The organism is Adhaeribacter sp. (assembly GCF_057359045.1).
Genome location: NZ_JBMQUD010000038.1, coordinates 59,904 through 77,405 on the forward strand (window position 1 = coordinate 59,904; position 17,502 = coordinate 77,405).

Consider the following 17,502-nt stretch of genomic DNA (forward strand, 5'->3'; position numbering starts at 1 on the left):
TTATCGTGCTTAAAGCAGTATTGCTAATCTAGTAATAACCGAAGTAAAAGCGTTTTAGTTTAAGAATTAAACCCAATAGGTATAAATCTTCCGGCTTTAAAAATTTAGGCTGGCCGCCTTATTCGGCGGGTAAACGCAACTCATAGCTGGGATGCTGCTCGCTTACGGTTAATTTATAATTAATAATCCAGGGGTTGTGCAGTTTTAATATTTTGTAATTAATGCCTAAATCCAAAGCAAACTGGGGTAAATCGGCCACCGATTCCTGCACGGTTATGGTACGGGTTTTAGGCGGCGCGTAGCCCTGGATGCGACTGGTATCAAAGCCATACCGGTCGGGGTGCTCCATTACTTCTTTCAGGGCCAGTATCCGGAACAAATACCGGAAAGTTTCTTCGTTCAGGTACAAATCGTAGTAAGAGCTTACGCGTTGGGTGGCCAGGGCGCGTTCCAGTCCGCCCATACCGCGGTTATAAGAAGCGGCGGCATTGGTCCAGGAACCAAATTTTTGGTAGGCGCGCTTAAAGTAAGTGGCGGCGGCAGCTGTGGCTTTGGGTAAATAATAGCGTTCGTCTATTTCGTCGTTAATGGTAATTTTATAGCCCTTGGCCGTTTCGGGCATGAGCTGCCAAAAGCCGGCGGCGCCCTTCGGCGACACTACGTTGCCAAACAAACTTTCGGCCATTACCAGATATTTAAAATCGGGGTGCAGCTTGTTTTCCTGCAGGTGCTTTTCCAGTTCCGGCATAAAGCGGTTCAGGCGCTTTAGCGCCATAATGGTATTGGAGTGGAAATAAGCGTTGGCTTGTAGTTCGCGGTCGAGGCGTTCGGCTACATCCGGTATGTGTAAGGGCACCGGTTCACCGGCAAACGACATGGCATCGGGCAGCGGGTAAGACCCATAAGGTTTGGGCGCAGTTGGCGCTTCGGCAATTTGCTGACTACACAGGTTTACGGTACCTAAAAGAGAAACAAAGATGAGTCCGGTTTTCCAGTAACGCCGCAAAAAATCCATAAGCGAAAGAATTAATGAATAAAGGTGTACGTAAGTAACGGCTGAATTTGTTTAATTGGGATAAGTTTTAGGCAAAATGGTGCCTTTATTTTGTAACCAGCTAATCTTAAATTGTTTCTTTACGGCACAGTATTGGTAATATATTTATCTTTTGGGCTTGGGCTTAAATATATTAAGTAAGCCAGAGCAAAGCCTTATTCATTTAAAACTTAATGTATACCGCCGGTGCTGGAACAAACCTTTAAAACATTAGCCCAAAAATATACCGATAATACCGCGCTTGCCGAACAGCTTTGGGCCGAAATCTGGGAGGCGTATTCTGAAAAAGGGCGGCATTACCATACGTTAGCGCACCTGCAAAGCCTGCTCCACCAGTTAAACCCAGTGCAGCATTTAATCTCGGATTGGGATGCGGTGCAATTTGCTGTTTTTTACCACGATTTGGTGTATAACCCAATCAAACAAGACAACGAAGCCCGCAGTGCCGCGCTGGCAGCCGAATATTTAGCCAAACTGGGCGTGCCACCGGCCCAAATTACCCGTTGCAAAGCGCATATATTGGCTACCCAAGGCCACCAGGTTGCTGCCGATGCCGACACCAATTGGTTTACCGATGCTGATTTAGCTATTCTGGGGCAGCCTTGGGATATTTATGCCGGGTATGCGGCGCAGGTAAGGCTGGAGTACCATATTTTTCCGGATTTGGTGTATAAACCCGGCCGTCGGAAAGTTTTAAGTTATTTTCTGCAACTCGATACTATTTACAAAACCGACTATTTTCAGAAGCAATACGAACAGCAAGCCCGCGCAAACTTAAACCAAGAATTAAAAGATTTATAAACCCGCTTGTAAATTGGTTTTGGCTTTTAAAAACCAGAAATTTAAGGATGAATTTTACGTTATATTATTTTTGCATGAGCTTTTATCAGAAATTAATAAATAAAATTTTAATCTGGGTAATTGGGGTGGTGCTTCTTGCGCAAGCTGGTAACGTACAGGCGCAGCAACCGCAGTTTACCCGCCAAGATACTTTGCGCGGCGCCATTACCCCCGAACGGGCTTGGTGGGATTTACAGCATTACCATTTAAATATTCGGGTAAACCCTACTGATAGCACCATCCGGGGGGTAAATACCGTGCAATACCGCGTGTTGCAGCCCCACCAAACCATGCAAATAGATTTGCAGGAACCCATGCGCATCGAAAAAATAATGCAAAATAATCAGCCGGTAATGTTTAACCGCGAGGGCAATGTTTATTTTCTAAAGCTTACTCAAAAGCAGCAACCGGGCAGTTCGCAAAAAGTAGAAATTTACTACGGCGGCAAACCCCGGGTGAGTAAAAATCCGCCCTGGAGTGGGGGCGTTACGTGGCGCCGAGATGCCAAAGGGAACCCATTTATAGCTACCAGCGTGCAGGGCGATGGTGCCAGCTTGTGGTGGCCCTGCAAAGACCACATGTACGACGAGCCCGACAGTATGCAGATTAGCGTGACGGTACCGCAAAATTTAATGGATGTTTCGAACGGGCGCTTACGCAAAACCGTGCAAAACCCGGACGGCACCAAAACCTACCACTGGGCGGTAACCAACCCCATCAACAACTACGGCGTAAATATTAATATTGGCGATTACGTGCACTTCTCCGAAAAATTTGCCGGCGAAAAAGGTATCCTCGATTGTGACTATTATGTGCTGCGCGATAATTTAACGAAAGCCAAAAAGCAGTTTGCAGAAGTGCCGCGCATGTTAAAAGCTTTTGAGCACTGGTTTGGACCGTACCCGTTTTACGAAGATAGCTACAAACTGGTAGAAGTGCCTTATTTGGGTATGGAGCACCAGAGTTCGGTTACGTACGGCAATAAATACCAGAACGGTTACCTGGGCAAAGATTTAAGTAAAACCGGGTGGGGTTTAAAATTCGATTTTATTATTGTGCACGAATCGGGGCACGAGTGGTTTGCGAATAATATTACCTATAAAGATGTGGCTGATATGTGGATTCACGAGAGTTTTACGGCCTATTCCGAAAACTTATTTCTGGATTATTATTATGGTAAAAAAGCCTCGGCCGAATACGTAATTGGTACCCGCGCCAACATTCAGAACGACGGATCCATTATTGGTTTGTATAACGTAAACTACAGCGGCTCCGGCGATATGTATTACAAAGGCGCCAACATGCTGCACACCCTGCGCCAGATTATTAATAACGATGATAAATGGCGGCAAATATTGCGGGGCTTAAACAAAGATTTTTACCACCAAACCGTAACTACGCAGCAAATAGAACAATATTTAAGTAAACACACCGGCCACGATTTAACTACTTTTTTTAACCAATACCTGCGCGATGTACGAATACCGGTGCTGGAGTATCAGCTAAAAGACAATAAGCTCCAGTACCGCTGGAACAACGTAGTAGCAGGGTTTAATATGCCCGTAAAAGTATTCTTAAACGATAAAGAAACTTGGTTGCAACCAACTACTGCCTGGCAACAAGCGGCTTCGGTAACCGGTAAAACCAACCTTAAATTAGATAATAATTTTTACGTTACCACAGCGCAGGTAAAGTAAGTCAACAATTGGTCTCACATAAAATCAGATGCTTTTTTCTGGCGAAAAGCTTTTAATGGCGCGCGCATCCACGCTCGGGTCTATTTTTCTCTGGCCCCTGGCCGATATAAATAACCGGGCAGAAAAAAATATTTACATACGCTGCGGCCAGAGGCCGGAAGAATAAAGTCACCAGCAAGACGCTGGCGACAGGATTTAGTTTTTCCGCCTATTCTTTCAGGCTTTTTAAGTAAGCCATGGTTTGGGGTACTTGTTTCCGGAAACTGGAGCTTTCGTCTTCGATAAAATAATGTTTAACGCCGGCTTTTTGCGCTGCTTTTAAAATGGCCGGAATATTTAATTGACCCGTGCCCAAGGCTACATCATTTTCTACGGAAGTGCCGCCGGTAAAATCGCCTTTTACGCCTTTGCGCAAGTCTTTCAGGTGCATTAATTTCCAGCGTGAGCCGTATTTATTTAACAATTTGGCCGGATCGCCCCCGCCATGAAATACCCACATAATATCCATTTCAAAAGAAACGTGCTCCGGATTGGTATTTTGGGCCATATAATCGAAGAGGGTGCCGTTCTGGTACGGAATAAATTCGTAGCCGTGCGTGTGGTAACAAAAAGTAAGGCCATTTTCTTTTAAAACTTTGCCGGCCTGGTTAAAATCGGCAATGGCTTTCTGGGCATCAGCTAACTTAAATTCGCCTTTATGCGGTATCCAGGAGGTCATTACGTAGTTAGCCCCAATAATTTTAGCTTTACGCGCTACTCCGGCCGGGTCTTTTACCAACTCTTCGTAACCCACCCCCACCGATGGGCACTTGAGGCCGCGATCATCGAGCAACTTCCGGAAAGCTTCGGGGCTTAGACCTTCCGGGTTGGTGCTGCTTTCCAGTTCGGTAATACCCAGCGTTTTAATGGTATCCAGGGTAGCAGCCACATCTTTCTTCATGCTATGCCGGAAAGTATACGTTTGCATACCGGGTGTTCGGGGAAAGAGCAATTTGCCTTTTTGTACCATGGCCGTGGCAAACAGACATACAATCAAAAAGAATCCGCCGTAAAGCACTTGTTTCATGTGGGTTTTGGTTAATAAAGTTAAAATATTAGGTTTTAGATAGCTAGTACTGCTTTATTTGAGGCTAATTGTTGCTAACTATTATGGTTAGAAATCTAAATATAAGTAAAGTCAGTTGCTTGAATAATAAAAATATTGGTTTAGCTTAAATTTAAAGCGGCTCTTACTTCTTTTAAAAACAAAGGTACTTTTACGTGCGGGTCGCCGGGGCCCAAGGTTTCGATGGGTAAATACCCGCGGTAATCCGAGGCTTGGATTACCGCAAATAATTTCTTCAGATCCGGTTTTATTTCCTTTCCCGACTCGTAAATAGCTTCTTTAATTTGCCAGCTTACGGCATACGGAATAACTTTTTGTATTTCCTGGTATGGGTTGCCCATGCGATAACTGCCAATATCCAGAATTAAACCAAACCAGTCAGAATTTACCAATTCCATAATCTTTTGGGTTTCGGCGGCCGTTTTAATAAAATCATGATGGTTCTGAATGGCTACTACCACGCCTTTGCTTTTGCCGTAGGCTACGCAGGTCTTTATATCGGCTACCATCCAGGTTAATATTTGCTCACGGGTGTAGCCCACCGGGTTTTGAATACCCGAAAATATCCGGATTACCGGTGCGCCCAATTTGGCGGCCGCATCAATCCAGTTTTTAACCAGTGTAATGCTTTCCTGGCGCTTGGCGACATCTGGTTCGGTAAAATCATTGCGCACGCCGGTACCACTAATGGGCAGGCCTAACCGAAAGGCCTGGCGTTTAATTTCGTACAAATACGCATCGGAGGGCACGGCCGGGTAGCCCGGAAAATAATAGGCGGTTAAATCTAACCCATCGAAATGATAGTCGGCACAAAACTGAAGCAAGTCGGTTAAACGCATCTGGCCACTTTGCAGGGCCTGGTTAAACGAGTAGGCATTTAAACTGATTTTAAATTGCCGGGCCGACGGGGGCTGGGTATTTAGGCTTAAAGCCGGCGGCGAATATTCCTGGGCAACAGCCAACGCCGGAACAGCGCAAAAGGCTTTTACCAGGAATTGGCGGCGGTTGGTATTTTTCATCAGAGGCCGTAATGCTTTAAATTAGAATATGATTACAGAAAATAAGGACTTTTATTAACCAAAATGTAGAAACAAGCCAGCAGTTAGTGAATTTTAACCGGGCAAAAAATTGTTTATTATAAGTCAATATAAATAAAATTCTGTAATTAGTGCTTAAGCGTATACGCTAAACCTTATTTTTGGCCACGCTTTTAACCAACAGGTAAAATTATATTATGTCAATCAGTAAAGAATCAGAATTAGCTGGCATGCAGGCCATCAGCGAAGTGGTGGGGCTTACCCTGAAAGAAATGCGCAACTATGCCCAGCCCGGCATGACAACGCAGGAATTGGACGAGTTTGGCGGGAAGCTATTACAAAATTTAGGCGCTAAATCGGCACCCCGTCTTACGTATAATTTCCCCGGTTGGACCTGTATTAGCCTTAATCAGGAGGTGGCCCACGGCATACCTTCCGAGAAAAAAATATTAAAATTGGGCGATTTAATAAATATTGACGTATCGGCTGAGTTAAATGGTTATTGGGCCGATAATGGCGGTTCTTTTGTGTTGGGCGAAGATATTCACGGGCACCAGCCGCTGGTAGATGCGTCTAAACGCATTTTACAAAAAGCTATAGCTAACATAAAAGGTGGGGTGCGGATTAGCGAAATCGGGCGTTTAATTCAAACTGAAGCCAGAAAATCGGGGTATAAAGTGATTAAAAATCTTACGGGGCACGGCATAGGCCGCAGCTTGCACGAAGAACCCCATGAGATTGCCAATTATCCCGATAATTTTAATTTCGCCCGCTTTAGAAAAAACACTGTAGTTGCCATCGAAACCTTTATTTCTACTGATTCTACGGTAGCCAATACCCTGGCCGACGGCTGGACCCTGGTAGGGAATAAAGGCGGTTTTGTTGCCCAGCACGAGCATACCATTGTGGTTACCGATGCGCAACCTATTATCCTGACGCAGGTAAACGGCATCTGGAACTAAACAATAAAATGAACAAAGCTTAAGCTTCTTCCGGCATTTCTTCAGGTTGGGTGAGTAGAGTTATGGTTAAGCCGGTAAAGCCAGCCGCCAAGAAAGTATTGCGCGCTACTTTATTATCAGAAAAACCAAAAATCCAGGGAGCACCCAGGGCAAAAGCATTGGCGGCAGCATCAATGAGTAAATGCGTTTTAAAGGGCAATACCCGGACTATGCCCCACTCGTAGCGGGTAGCCAGGCTGTATAACAGCGCACCACCTCCTAAAGCACGGCACAAAGTAGTGGCCGTTTGCGATTCGGTAAATCCCAAAGTTTCGGGGGCGGTTGTAACCACCGCAGCATAGCTGTAATCGGCTACGCCGTGCAACTGGCGGGTAATTGGTTTTTCCATGAATTTAGCCTCTAATATTTAGTAAAACCGTTGCGGCTAAAATGCAGCAAACCACCACTGCCGCCGGTTGCTTTCCTTACGCTACTTCTGGTATATGGTTTTAACCAATTAGCTGATTAAATGCTTATTAAATAAAAAAGCCACCCTTTGGGTGGCTTTTTTTATACAACAAACATTAACGGGCCGGTTCTGCCCGGTAGGGAGGTGTAGGGCTGTAATGAGTTATTCTCATGCCTTCGCGCGCTGCCCATTCCTTTTTAGAAATTAATTCTTTGGCGTATTCCAGTTTTTCCCGTTTTACATAAATGCGGTTTTCTTTTTTTATTTCGCCTCTACCTAAATACAAATAGCAGGGAAATTCGTCGTTAGGGCGATTCGATTTAAAGAGAACTTTGTAAAAGGTATGGATTACATAAATATTTCGGGTTTCATTATCCCCAACTAAAAAAAATTCTTCTGGATCGTAATAGTGTTTCATATAAAATATTTTGGCTGTTTTCTATTAAAGATAAATGATGTAGGTGCTATTTTATTAAGTGTATGGCTGTTTAAAAAAGGTTTATTTTTATTGCAATATGTGTTAATGGTTAAATTTTTTTTAAGCATTTAATATAATAGTAATATTCTAATATTGTATAGCTATAAAGTGACTTAAAAGCGGTTTTTATTAGAATTAAAGCAAGGTATATACAAAAAAAATATTTTGCAATAAGTTGCACAAAATAAAGTTTATGAAAACATAAAAAACCTATTTTTAGGTAAGTAAATATTGGAATAATTAAATAAAATTAATTTAGATAATGCTTTTAGAGCATTGTTAAGCCAGATTGCGGCTACTGGAGGGTTATATTAAGCCGGTTAACTGAACTATTGGATTGGCTTATAGTAAAAATATAATTATGCGGGAATAAGGCTGAATTATGAATATTGTTAATAATATATTTATTCGATTTTAATGAGTGCTGGTTAAATGCAAGAATAGGTATAAAGGTTGAAATAAATAGTAGAATAAATATTTTGGGTTAAGGGGTAAGCGCTTTCCAAAACTTTGCCTTATTCCCATTAAATAAAATATGTAATTTAGCCTCTTTAAATTTAAAATAATGCTGCTAAGCCAAGTTGCTAAAAATTATTATGATTCAATGGCTTACGCCTTAAAATGCCATTGCTTTAAGCTTTCTGTATTAACGCTTATTTGCCTGTTAAAAGCAGCAGATCCGGTTCTGGGGCAAAAGATACATTTGGCTAAGCCGCTGGAGCAAGGGCATTCGCATAACGACTATTGGCGTACCAACCCTTTAATAGATGCTTTGCAATTAGGATTTAAAAGCGTTGAGGCCGACGTTTTTTTGAGTAATGGTACGCTGCTCGTTGGGCATAGTGCCGAAGAGTTGCAGCCTGACCGGACGTTAGAACGCCTGTACTTGGCACCTCTCCAAACTATTTTACAAAAAGAGAAAAAGCTTTATCGCCGGTCAGGTATTTTGTATCTGTATATCGATTTTAAAACCGACGGCCCGGCCACTTACGCCCAACTGGTACCGCTCCTGGAAAAATACAGAGCTTTACTTGTAACGCCGCAAGCACCAGATAAAAAAAGAGGCGTGCGAATTATTCTTACGGGTAATTACCCGCGCGCATTGGTGCTGGCCGACCCACAACGCCTGGTTTACTTAGATGGTAAAATTGAAGACCTGGCTTTGGGTTTAGATGCTGAGCAGTTTCCGGTGGTTAGTGGTAACTGGGCTAATTATTTTAAATGGACCGGTAGTGGGACAATGCCGGTCACCGAAAAGGAATTTCTAAACAAATTAAACCGGCAGGCTGGGCAAAGTAAAGTAAAGATTCGGTTCTGGAATATATCTGAAGCTAACCCGGATAGCACCAGAACCATCTGGCGTGAATTGCTAAAGCATAAAACTTTATTAATTGGTACCGACCACTTAAACTGGCTTACGGAAGAACTTACCCCCAACTAATTACAAATACTTTATTTTTTAGCCGCCGCCATTTGGGTAATCTTTCTTATTTTGTTTCTAAGATTGTAGTTGTTTGCCCTCTTTAAATATTATACTATTCTTTTTAGCTGATAGGTTAACTGCTGGGCTTTAGTAATCCGGATAATCTTTTTTCTATATACCCATCAAAAAAGTTAAGGGCACACGTAGGTAATCAATTCTGTGTTAACGCAACTTTATAGCTTTTACTTTAATTGGTTATAAAAAATATCAGGTGTATAGTAAAATATTTAGTTATACTATAAACATTTGAAAATAAAATTGCGAAAGTATTTGTAATTAATTGAAATAATTCGATTCTTTAAAGAAGCAAACGAAACAAGCTTTGAAAGCACTTTAATCTTGTTAGAAACAACTAAGAACTATAACAACATTCCGTAATTATTTACTAGTTGGTGCCGCCATCGTATTTAGAAGACTGAATACTACGCAGGTTAAAATTATCTAAAAAGTAGCTATTGAGAATTGTAGCTATTAATGGATTTACGATTAGACTAAAAAATTAACTTAACCTTAACCTCCTTATTTCTCCTAAACTAAATTTTAAACTTTTACTTTACCTATGTTTTATTTTACATATCATGCTTAAACCTAATTAAACAGTTAATACCAAAAAAACTATTTACAAATTTTTACATACAGCAGCTTAAAACAAGATTACACTAATGACAAAATTTATTCAGTACACATTTAACTGGAGAACGCCTATCCTGTTAATAATATCGCTGTGTTATGGAGTAATGGCATTCGCGCAGCAAGGCCAAACCATATCCGGTAAAGTAACCGGCGATACCGGTGATAATTTGCCGGGAGTAACAGTTTTAGTAAAAGGTACCAATTCAGGTACAGCTACTGATGCTGAAGGTAATTACACCTTGCAAGTGCCGGCTGGCGCCAGCACTTTAGTTGTATCTTTTGTGGGTTTCCAAACGCAGGAAGTGCCCATTAATAATCGCTCAACTATTAATATTAAGCTGGCAACTGATGCCAAAGCCCTGGAAGAAGTAGTAGTAGTGGGTTACGGTACTCAGAAAAAGGCTAACTTAACCGGTGCGGTTAGTCAGATAGATTCTAAAACATTAGAAAACCGCCCAATTACTAATGTGAGTTCTGGTTTACAAGGACAAATGGCTGGGGTAACGGTGGTTAATTCTTCGGCATTGCCTGGTAATAATGCGAATACCATTCGTATTCGTGGTGTAGGTACATTGGGTGATGCTAATCCGCTGATAGTGATTGATGGTGTACCCGGCGGAAATATGAACTTGCTTAATCCGAACGATATCGAAAGTATTTCGGTGCTGAAGGATGCGGCTTCTTCATCTATTTACGGAGTACGAGGTGCCAATGGGGTTATTTTAATTACTACCAAAAAAGGATCTGGTGGCACGCCATCTATTTCTTATACCAACTATTTTGGGGTGCAAACACCCACCGCTTTGCCTAAGTTTTTAGGCTCACCGGAGTATATGGAGTTATTAAACGAAGCCCAGGTAAATGCCGGCCGAAACCCAACCTATTCCCTCGACCAGATTGAAATTGCCCGTAACGGTTCTGACCCAAATTATTACGCCAATACTAACTGGATAGACGAAATTTACAAGAAAAGTGCACCGCAGCAAAATCATAACTTCAGCCTAAACGGAGGTGCTAAAGAGTTTAATTACTACCTCTCTTACGGGTATTTAAAAGAAGGAGGTCTGATAACCGGCGATAATTACAAAGCAACCCGCAACAACTTACGGGCCCGCTTAAATACCACTATTATGGACCGCTTGCAGATTGATGCAAACTTGGGCTACATCGACCGGGGTTATACGGGGGCTGCAGAAGGCTTGGGTTCAGGTGCTGGTCCTATTTACGCCGCTCACCAAATATTGCCCCTGGTACCAGTAAGGTTTACTACCGGTGGCTGGGCTTACCTGGGCGGCCAGCGTAATCCGGTGGCAGTAACTACCGATGGTGGAACCGACGATTTTGCTTCTCAGGAATTTACCGGTAATATTAATGCCGTGTTAAATGTTTTTGATGGATTTAAAATCAGAGGTCAGTATGGTTTGGTGCGGTCTAACTCCAAAAGAACCATCTTCTCTAAAACCATCAATTATTATAGCCCAACAGATAATTCATTAATATACCAAACTAACCCGCAGAACAAAATAGATGTTCGGGATTATACCAATATCTACCAGACTTTTATTGCAACTGCCGAATACGAGAAGCAGTTTTTAGAAAAGCATAATGTTAAGCTTTTACTTGGAGCCTCGCAAGAAGAGAACATAGGCGACAACTTTACGGCTACCAGAACTAATCTGGTTTCGCAAGATGTAGCAAATATTAATTTAGGTACAGCCAACCAGCTTAACAGCGGCAGTGCTGCCCAAAATGCGCTTCGTTCGGCTTTTGGTAGATTAAATTATGGTTTTAAAGAAAAATATTTAGCTGAGGTTAACTTCCGCTACGATGGCTCTACCCGTTTTGCAAAAGATGTGCGCTGGGATTTATTTAGTGCTGCCTCACTTGGTTGGGTATTCTCAGAAGAAAATTTCTTTAGCAGTCTTAAAAACATAATTGAATTTGGTAAAATACGGGCTTCTTACGGTACCCAAGGTAACGATAAGGTAAGTGATTTTGCTTATTTAGATGTAATTGGTCCAGTATCTACCATGCCTATTGGTAATGCCAATACCATTGGTTACCGCTATACGGGTGTGCCAAACACAATATTGAAATGGGAAACCCAGCTTAAGCAAGATATTGGTATTGATTTAACTACCCTGAATGGCCGCTTAAATTTTACTGCCGATTATTTTGTTAATAAAACCAGTGATATTTTATTAACTATTCCGCTGCCTGATGTTTTGGGAACTGGCACTAGCTATCCGCCGCAAAATGCAGGGAAAGTAGAAAATAAAGGCTGGGAAACGATGGTGTCTTGGAACGACCGCAAAGGTGAGTTTACCTACGGTGCCAGCTTCAACCTTTCTGATGTTAAAAACAAAATAACCAGTTTAGGTGGAACACCGCCTGTTTACGGCGACCAGGTTAGAATTGTAGGTGAGCCTGATAATGCGTTCTACGGATTGGTAGCAGACCGGATTGCACAAGTATCAGACTTTGATTATGACGATGCTACCAAAAAATATACCCCTAAATTTCCTTTTTTAGTAAGTGATCCGGTTGCCCCTGGCGACTTAATTTATAAGGATTTAGACGGCGATGGTAAAATAACTTTAGATAAGGATCGCAAAGTAATTGGTAGCTATATTCCGCGATATACTTATGGCTTTAGAGGTAATGCAGGTTGGAAAGGCATTGATTTCAACTTCTTCCTGCAAGGTGTAGGTAAAGCTGATGGTTATTTAGCCGGGGCAGCCCGTCACGCCTATATAAACGAAGGTAGCTTACCCCAAACGGTACATCTGGATCGTTGGACACCAGAAAATACAGATGCCAGCTATCCACGGTTAGTCTATCAGCAAACTTATAATCAGCGCATGTCAACATTCTGGTTAGAAGATGCCTCTTACCTGCGCCTGAAAAATATTCAGCTTGGCTATACCTTGCCGGCACAACTTACCGAAAGATTTAGAGTAAGCCGCCTGCGGGTGTATGCTTCAGCCGATAACCTGTTTACCAAAACTGATTATTTCTACGGTTACGACCCTGAAACTCCGGTTAGCACCGGTGGTTTTTATCCGCAGGTTAAAACCTATGTGTTTGGTGTAAACATTAATTTAAAATAGTAAAATGAAAAAGAATATTATATATAGTTTATTAGTAAGTACAATGTTGCTGGGCTCCTGTAAAGACGATTTTCTGGAGAGAGTGCCATTAGATGAAATTACCGACGAAACTTTCTGGACGAATGAAGAGCAATTAGTGCTGGCTTCAAATGCGATTTATGCCAATATTAAGGCTAAAAGCACAGTAGATATGGAAAACATGGGCGACAATACTTTGTGGCCCTCAACTACCGACTTTTTGCTCATTGGCAGCGGTAATTTCGGCTATGATTTAGGTACTTTAAATACTGAGTGGCGCACCCAGTATGCCGGTATTCGCCAGGCCAATGCTTTTCTGCAAAATTACCAAAAAGCCAATGTAGCTGACCCCGCCCGCAAAGAGCAGTTAGCCGCCGAAGTACGGGTAATCCGGGCTTTACTGTATAGCTATCTAACCAACCTTTATGGCGATGTACCTTTAGTTACTACTACTTTAGATATTACTGAAATATATGGACCCCGTGATCCGAAAGAGAAAGTAGTTGACTTTATTTTGCAAGACTTGGACGAAGCAGCTAAGCATCTGCCAGCGGCTATTCCGACCGGTGCCAATTTGGGTCGTTTGAGTAAAGGCGCTGCTTTGGCTTTAAAAGCCCGGGTAGCACTTTATAACGGTCGTTATGATGTAGCCGAGAAAGCGGCTAAAGACGTAATGGATTTAAATGTTTACCGGTTATTTACCTCCACCGGCCCAACGGCTAATTACCGCGATTTGTTTACTTATAAAGGTAAATTATCTACTAATAACAACCGCGAATCCATTATTGTTCGTACGCACCTAGCCGACCTAAGTATGCATAACCTGAGTCGCGAAATACAGGTGCCTGACCAAAATGCCCGTTGGAATCCTACTAAATCTTTAGTAGATGATTATCTGATGAGTGATGGTTTACCCATATCTAAGTCGCCGTTGTACAAAGAAACCAGCTACGAAGATGTGTTTAAAAACCGCGACCCCCGGATGATACAAACCATTCTGGAGCCGGGAGCAGCTTGGGGTGGTCGTTATGATGGTAGTCCCGAACATTACGATACTCCTACTAATAATGATCATCCGGCTACTTTTAAGGCCCCCAAATTTATTTCGGATAGAAGAGGCTCAGTAACCATTACCGGCTACTACTTTACAAAATATGTAGAGCCCAGCACGGTTGCCCAGGTTAGCCGCGATGCCAATGATATTCATTTGCTGCGTTACGCCGAAGTGTTATTAACCTTTGCCGAAGCGCGTCTGGAGCAAAACAAGCTTACCCAGGCCGACATTGACATAACTATAAATTTACTGCGTGACCGGGTAGGCATGAAACGCATGGTTTTAAGTGAATTAACAGCCAATAATTTAGATATACGGGATGAAATACGGCGCGAGCGTCGGATAGAATTGGCCTTGGAGGGGCAGCGCTACTTTGACTTGATGCGTTGGAGAAAAGGTGCTTTACTTGCAGAAGATGTAAAAGGTATGAAAGCAGCTTGGGCAGCAGTTCCGGCCCACGTAGCCAGTTTGCGGACAGATGCCAACGGATACATTGTAGCCTCTACCGGCCGGACTTTTGATCCCAGTAAAAATTATTTATGGCCAATACCGCTCACCCAGTTAGAACGTAACTCTAAATTAGGTCAGAACCCTGGTTGGTAGTTTAACACAAATATGAAAAATAGATTGTTTAAAAAACTTCTAATACCATTTTTTACAGGAGCCACCATTTTGGTGGCTTCCTGTTCTAATGGCCCTAAGGCAGCCGATCCGGCTCCGGTAACCAATCCTGCGCCCGGCACCGCAAAAGAGGTGCTGTTGCAAGTAATGTCTTATAACATACACCATTGTAATCCGCCTTCACGAGCAGATTTTATTGATGTTGATGCCATTGCGAATACTATTAAAGCCCAGAACCCTGATTTGGTTGCGCTGCAGGAAGTAGATGTTAACACTGAGCGTTCCGGTAAGTTTAACCAGGCCGAAGAAATAGCCAAAAAATTAGGGATGGTCTATTTTTTCGGTAAAGCTATTGACCACCAAGGCGGCGATTACGGCGTAGCTATTTTGTCTAAATACCCGTTAACCGAAACGCAGGTACACCGCTTGCCTACCAAACCCGAAACCAAGGGCGAACCCCGGGTACTGGCCACGGCTAAGATTAAACTACCCGATGGTACAACTATTCGGTTTGGCAGCACCCACCTTGATGCCCAGAGTAGCCCAGTTAACCGGCAATTACAAATAGAAGAAATAGGCAAAATTGCGGGCACCGAAATTTTACCCTTTATTATAGCCGGAGATTTTAATGCTACCCCCGAAAGCGATGTGATTGCTGTTTTAGATAAGCATTTTACCCGGACTTGTCAGACTTGCGGCCCTACCGTTCCGGTAAATAACCCCACCAGAACCATTGATTTTATTGCCTATAAACACCGTGGTGGTAAATTTAGTGTAGGCACGCACAAAGTAGTAAACGAAAAGTACGCCTCTGATCATTTGCCGGTAGTAGCTACTATTAAAATTAAACAATAAACATAAATGTGTCGGCCAAAGAATTGATTATTAAGATATAAACCGGCATAGAATAATATTTGCCAGACGCTGATAATAAACTGGTAAACATTACTATTTAGATTATCAGGCTTTTTGACCAAAGCTATAGTAATGTTTTTAGCTCCTTCTATTATAAGAAATCAATCTGTCGGAGGTGATATTTCCTAACCGTTCATCATATTTATGGCCTGCTTATTATTTATATAAGTTAATATCAGAACATGTGAATTTCTGTTTAAATAAAAAAATTAATTAACTTTATATACTTTTAATAAAAAATTAAAGAAGTGCTAGGAATTGCAGAAAAGAAGTCTCTTCTTTAGGTTGTAAATTGATGAGTAATATATGAGTACGTTGCTGCTGGAAGACGCCCACATCCAAAAGTTAAACAATATTGATAAAAAAAAACACCTTTTAAAAATAAAAATAATTAAACATTTATATGTAAAAGGTGCCAAGTCTAATACGGATATCTGTAATCGTTTTAGCATTAGTTCGCCTACAGCCATGGGGCTAATAAACGAATTAATAGCCGAAGGTCTGGTAGAAAAGCAGGGAAGAGGAAATTCTGTAGGCGGGCGCAAGCCCGATCTTTATGGTCTGCGCGATAATTCTTTATTTGTTTTGAGCATCAACATGGAGCGGTTTGAAACCCGCATGGCGCTGTTTGATAACAATAACAACAATATTGTAGGCACGCAAACATACCCGATCCGCATTTCCGATGATTTAAGTGCTGTAGATCAGCTTTACGAAAAAGCGCATAACCTTATTGTTTCGTCGGGTATAAATGCCGATAAACTCATGGGCATTGGCATTAGTATGCCGGGCCTGGTATCTTCTAAAGAAGGTAGCAATTATACCTATCTGCTCACCGAAACGGGAGCAAGCTCTTTACAACAAATATTAGCCAGTAAGTTTAAAAAACCCGTTTACATCCAGAACGACGTAAAAAGTGCCACCCTGGCCGAATACCGTTTTGGTTTAGCCCACGGCAAAAAAGATGTGTTGGTGTTATCAATGGACTGGGGCATCGGCCTCGGCATTATTATGGATGGCAAGCTGCGCAACGGAACCTCGGGGTTTGCCGGCGAATTTGGCCATATTCCATTGGTAAACGACGGCGATTTGTGTTATTGTGGCAAGCGGGGCTGCCTCGAAACCGTTGCTTCGGGTATTGCACTGGCTAAAATGGCGAAAGACGGTATCAAATCCGGCCAAAGGTCTATTTTAAATGCCTTGTCGGATAGGGAAGTAGATAAAATTGAACCCCAATTGGTAATTGATGCAGCCAACCGCGGCGACCAGTACGCTATTAATATTTTGTCGCAGATTGGTATAAACCTGGGTAAAGGCATAGCCATTTTAATTCAGTTATTAAACCCCGAACTGATTATACTGGGTGGTAAAATTGCAGAAGCCAAGCAATATATTACCACTCCTATTCAATATTCCATTAATACTTACTGTATGGCGCAACTGCGCGAGAAAACAAGTATTTGTTTATCAGATATTGGTCCAGATGCCGGTATATTGGGTTCAGTGGCCATAGTAATGGAGAATATATTCGAAGAATATCTTGATCTGATAGACGATAGCCGCCCTTTGCAGGTAGCTTCTGATATTCGATTATAAAAGTGCCGGGCCGGTGATTCCTTGTTTTAACTGACCACACTTATTTTTTAATTACCTAGAACAAATTTTACCCAAAGAAAAATCTACCTCCCAAGGGCGTTTAACGCAAAATAAACTATGTCCCGATTAAATCTTTTAGAAGAAACCCGGTTCGAGAAATTACCGGTAACTATTTATTCCAACCAGGAAGAAGCCTCTAAAACTGTAGCGAGGCGTATTGCAAACCTGATAACCAGCAAGCAGCAAAAAGGCCAGATGACCATTCTGGGCTTAGCCACAGGAGCTACGCCGGTAGGCGTGTACGCTGAGTTGGTGCGGCTGCACCGGGAAGAAGGCCTGAGCTTCCGCAACGTGATTACCTTTAACCTGGACGAGTACTATCCCATGCAACCCACCGCGCCGCAAAGCTACGTGACGTTCATGAACGAGAACCTGTTCCACCACATCGACA

Annotated in this window: 13 protein-coding genes and 1 pseudogene; 9 read left to right on the top strand and 5 right to left on the bottom strand. The window is 42.3% G+C overall.

What is annotated here, in order from left to right:
- Positions 1–118: 118 nt before the first annotated feature.
- Entirely contained in the window at positions 119–1,015 is an 897-nt protein-coding gene (locus ACO1R6_RS06465) for a lytic transglycosylase domain-containing protein (protein ID WP_486263201.1), read from the bottom strand.
- Between the two features lie 225 nt (positions 1,016–1,240).
- Here ACO1R6_RS06465 and ACO1R6_RS06470 point away from each other — a divergent pair, with 225 nt between their 5' ends.
- Together ACO1R6_RS06470 and ACO1R6_RS06475 are read left to right on the top strand one after the other, a co-directional pair.
- Positions 1,241–1,855, top strand: coding sequence for an HD domain-containing protein (locus ACO1R6_RS06470; protein WP_486263203.1), 615 nt, complete (start codon positions 1,241–1,243; stop codon positions 1,853–1,855).
- A gap of 74 nt (positions 1,856–1,929) precedes the next feature.
- Positions 1,930–3,591 carry a M1 family metallopeptidase gene (locus ACO1R6_RS06475; RefSeq protein ID WP_486263205.1) on the top strand — a complete coding sequence of 554 codons (1,662 nt, stop codon included), beginning with the start codon at positions 1,930–1,932 and terminating at the stop codon, positions 3,589–3,591.
- A 208-nt stretch (positions 3,592–3,799) separates the two neighbouring features.
- Here the strand turns inward: ACO1R6_RS06475 and ACO1R6_RS06480 are convergent, their stop codons facing one another.
- Entirely contained in the window at positions 3,800–4,657 is an 858-nt protein-coding gene (locus ACO1R6_RS06480) for a sugar phosphate isomerase/epimerase family protein (protein WP_486263207.1), read from the bottom strand.
- A gap of 140 nt (positions 4,658–4,797) precedes the next feature.
- On the bottom strand, positions 4,798–5,715 hold the full coding sequence (locus tag ACO1R6_RS06485; protein ID WP_486263209.1) for a sugar phosphate isomerase/epimerase family protein: 918 nt from the start codon (positions 5,713–5,715) through the stop codon (positions 4,798–4,800).
- 215 nt (positions 5,716–5,930) lie between these two features.
- Here ACO1R6_RS06485 and map point away from each other — a divergent pair, with 215 nt between their 5' ends.
- Entirely contained in the window at positions 5,931–6,695 is a 765-nt protein-coding gene (map, locus tag ACO1R6_RS06490; protein WP_486263210.1) for a type I methionyl aminopeptidase, read from the top strand.
- A gap of 19 nt (positions 6,696–6,714) precedes the next feature.
- On the opposite strand, the gene ACO1R6_RS06495 is transcribed toward map, so the two are convergent.
- Positions 6,715–7,083 (bottom strand): SPW repeat domain-containing protein, encoded by a 369-nt coding sequence (locus ACO1R6_RS06495; protein WP_486263212.1) that lies wholly within the window; start codon positions 7,081–7,083, stop codon positions 6,715–6,717.
- Positions 7,084–7,258: 175 nt separating this feature from the next.
- A complete protein-coding gene (locus tag ACO1R6_RS06500) occupies positions 7,259–7,561 on the bottom strand; it encodes a hypothetical protein (RefSeq protein ID WP_486263214.1) in 303 nt (100 codons plus the stop codon).
- 664 nt (positions 7,562–8,225) lie between these two features.
- Between ACO1R6_RS06500 and ACO1R6_RS06505 the strand changes: the two genes are divergently transcribed.
- The 6 genes and pseudogenes from ACO1R6_RS06505 to ACO1R6_RS06530 all read left to right on the top strand — a co-directional run.
- The gene (locus ACO1R6_RS06505) at positions 8,226–9,062 is read left to right on the top strand and encodes a PI-PLC domain-containing protein (RefSeq protein ID WP_486263215.1); all 837 of its coding nucleotides are present in this window, start codon (positions 8,226–8,228) and stop codon (positions 9,060–9,062) included.
- A 704-nt stretch (positions 9,063–9,766) separates the two neighbouring features.
- Positions 9,767–12,847, top strand: coding sequence for a SusC/RagA family TonB-linked outer membrane protein (locus tag ACO1R6_RS06510; RefSeq protein WP_486263217.1), 3,081 nt, complete (start codon positions 9,767–9,769; stop codon positions 12,845–12,847).
- Positions 12,848–12,851: 4 nt separating this feature from the next.
- Positions 12,852–14,522, top strand: coding sequence for a RagB/SusD family nutrient uptake outer membrane protein (locus ACO1R6_RS06515; RefSeq protein ID WP_486263219.1), 1,671 nt, complete (start codon positions 12,852–12,854; stop codon positions 14,520–14,522).
- Between the two features lie 12 nt (positions 14,523–14,534).
- Positions 14,535–15,395 carry an endonuclease/exonuclease/phosphatase family protein gene (locus tag ACO1R6_RS06520; RefSeq protein ID WP_486263221.1) on the top strand — a complete coding sequence of 287 codons (861 nt, stop codon included), beginning with the start codon at positions 14,535–14,537 and terminating at the stop codon, positions 15,393–15,395.
- A gap of 366 nt (positions 15,396–15,761) precedes the next feature.
- Complete coding sequence (locus tag ACO1R6_RS06525; protein WP_486263223.1) at positions 15,762–17,051, top strand: ROK family transcriptional regulator; 1,290 nt, start codon at positions 15,762–15,764, stop codon at positions 17,049–17,051.
- A gap of 117 nt (positions 17,052–17,168) precedes the next feature.
- Positions 17,169–17,502: pseudogene (locus ACO1R6_RS06530) on the top strand (glucosamine-6-phosphate deaminase); the annotation flags it as partial.